This window comes from Micromonospora maritima (assembly GCF_902825405.1).
Taxonomy (GTDB): domain Bacteria; phylum Actinomycetota; class Actinomycetes; order Mycobacteriales; family Micromonosporaceae; genus Micromonospora; species Micromonospora maritima.
Genome location: NZ_CADEAU010000654.1, coordinates 1 through 2,531 on the forward strand (window position 1 = coordinate 1; position 2,531 = coordinate 2,531).

3 protein-coding genes are annotated in these 2,531 nt (G+C 73.9%); all 3 read left to right on the top strand.

Annotation, left to right across the window (positions count from 1 at the left end):
- Window positions 1–869: phosphatidate cytidylyltransferase (locus HUW36_RS30615; RefSeq protein ID WP_174531267.1), on the top strand; the 869-nt coding region annotated here is incomplete at its 5' end.
- A 104-nt stretch (window positions 870–973) separates the two neighbouring features.
- Window positions 974–2,119 (top strand): dual-specificity RNA methyltransferase RlmN, encoded by a 1,146-nt coding sequence (gene rlmN / locus HUW36_RS30620; RefSeq protein WP_174531268.1) that lies wholly within the window; start codon window positions 974–976, stop codon window positions 2,117–2,119.
- 22 nt (window positions 2,120–2,141) lie between these two features.
- On the top strand, window positions 2,142–2,531 hold a 390-nt coding region (locus HUW36_RS30625; protein WP_174531269.1), incomplete at its 3' end, for a DivIVA domain-containing protein.

Sequence of the window (2,531 nt, forward strand, 5' to 3'; positions counted from 1 at the left end):
GGGGCCGTCGACGGGCGAGCGCGGACCGTCCCCCGACCGCCGTGCCCGCGGCGTCGCGGGCCGGCCGCAACCTGCCCGCCGCGATCGGTGTCGGGGTGGCCCTCGGCGCGTTGATCGTGGTGCCGCTGTTCTTCTTCCTGCCGGCGTTCCTCGCCGTGCTCGCCGCCGCGGTGGCCATCGGCATCGGGGAGATGGCCCGGGCGGTCCGCCGCAGCGGCGCCCACCCCCCGTTGGTGCCGCTGGCCGCCGGTGGCGTGCTCACGGTCGGGCTGGCCTGGTTCGCCGGCCCGGACGCGCTCTGCCTCGGGCTGCTGGTGACCGTGCTGGGCACCATGATCTGGCGGCTGGGCGACGGGCCCGGCAACTACCAGCGTGACCTGACCGCGGCCACCCTGATCGCGGTGTACGTGCCGTTCCTGGCCGGCTTCGCGGCCCTGCTCGCGGCGGCGCCCGACGACGGGCACCTGCGGGTGCTGGTCACGCTGGTGGCGGTGGTGCTCTCCGACACCGGCGGCTACGCGGCCGGGGTGGCGTTCGGCAAGCACCCGATGGCGCCGACGATCAGCCCGAAGAAGTCCTGGGAGGGCTTCGCCGGCTCGGTCACGGCCGCGGCGGTGGGCAGCGCCGTGCTGCTCTGGCTGCTGTTCGACGTGGCCCCCTGGTGGGGCGCCCTGTTCGGGACGGCGATCTCCTGCGCGGCGGTGCTCGGCGACCTCGCCGAGTCGATGATCAAGCGGGATCTCGGGGTCAAGGACATGAGCAACCTGCTGCCCGGGCACGGCGGCCTGATGGACCGGCTCGACTCGATCCTGTTCGCGGTGCCGACGGCGTACCTGCTGCTGGCGGTCTTCGTACCGGTGGCGGGCTGAGGGATGGATCACGGCCGCGGCGCGGGCCGGACCGGCCGGTCCGGGACGATTCGGCACCCACGGACGGGTGCGTCCGCTCCGACGCGTGTCAGACTGGACGCGCCATGACGAGCCTCCCGCTGATCTCCGTAGACCCCGACGCCCGCGGCCGCAAGCCCGCGATGCCTCCCCGCCACCTCGCCGACCTGGACCTGCCGGGCCGGCAGGCGCTCGTCACCGAGCTGGGCGAGCCGGCGTTCCGCGCCAAGCAGGTCTCCAACCACTACTTCGGGCGCCTGGTGCGCGAACCCGAGCGGATGACCGACCTGCCGGCGGCGACCCGGGAGCGGCTGGCCGGCACGCTGCTGCCCACGCTGCTCACCCCGGTCCGCGAGCTGGCCTGCGACGACGGCGCGACCCGCAAGGCGCTCTGGCGGCTGCACGACGGCTCGCTGGTGGAGAGCGTGCTGATGGGCTACCCGGACCGGGTCACCGTCTGCATCTCCAGCCAGGCCGGCTGCGGCATGGCCTGCCCGTTCTGCGCCACCGGCCAGGCCGGGCTGACCCGTAACCTCTCCACCGCCGAGATCGTCGACCAGGCGGTCTACCTGGCTGGTGTGGCCGCCTCCGGGGCGGTGGCCGGCTCGCCGCCGCGCCTGTCGCACGTGGTGTTCATGGGCATGGGCGAGCCGCTGGCCAACTACGCGCGGGTGGTGGCGGCGATCCGTCGCCTGGTCGCGCCGGCGCCGGAGGGACTCGGCCTGTCCCAGCGGCACATCACCGTTTCCACGGTCGGGCTGGTCCCGGCCATCCGCCGACTGGCCAGCGAAGACCTCTCGGTGACCCTTGCGTTGTCGCTGCATGCCCCCGATGATGAGCTGCGCGACGAACTCGTCCCGGTCAACCAGCGCTGGAAGGTGTCCGAGGTGCTGGACGCGGCGTGGGACTACGCGGCCACGACGGGGCGTCGCGTGTCCATCGAGTACGCGATGATCAAGGACGTGAACGACCAGCCGTGGAGAGCCGATCTGCTCGGGCGGCTGCTGGCCGGCAAGTTGGCCCACGTGAACCTGATCCCGCTCAACCCGACTCCGGGCAGCCGCTGGGACGCCAGCCCGAAGCCGGTCGAGCGGGAGTTCGTCCGGCGGTTGCGCGACGCCGGGGTGTCCACGACGGTGCGGGACACCCGGGGGCGCGAGATCGACGGGGCGTGTGGGCAGCTCGCCGCCGCCGAGGACACGGACAGCGACTCACGCGCGGCAACGGCGTAGCGGTACGAGACCAGGAGACATAGTGGCGAGTCAGGGTCAGCGTTTCCGGCGTAAGGCGCTCCGCCGGGGATACAAGGTCGACGAGGTGGACGCCTTCCTGGACCGGGTCGAGGCGACTCTCGCCGGCCAGCCGGTGGGCGCGCCCGTGGCCTCCCAGGAGGTCCACGACGTCGTCTTCCGGGTCCGCTTCAACGGCTACGACGAGTGGCAGGTCGACCTGCACCTCGACCGGGTCGAGCGGCAGCTCGCCGAGCTGGAGGAGCGCTCCGGCGCCCCCGGCGGGCGTGGTGGCGACCCCCGGATGGCCGACCGGCTCGGCCCGCCCATGCGTGACGACCGAGGCCTGTCCCCGGTGCCGCAGCCGCCGATGCCGCCCCGGCAGATGCCGGCCCAGGCCGGCCCGCCCGCCGAC

What these genes read in the sequence shown, in the direction of transcription:
- rlmN (WP_174531268.1), top strand. Translation starts at nt 974, where the DNA reads ATGACGAGCCTCCCGCTGATCTCCGTAGACCCCGACGCCCGCGGCCGC.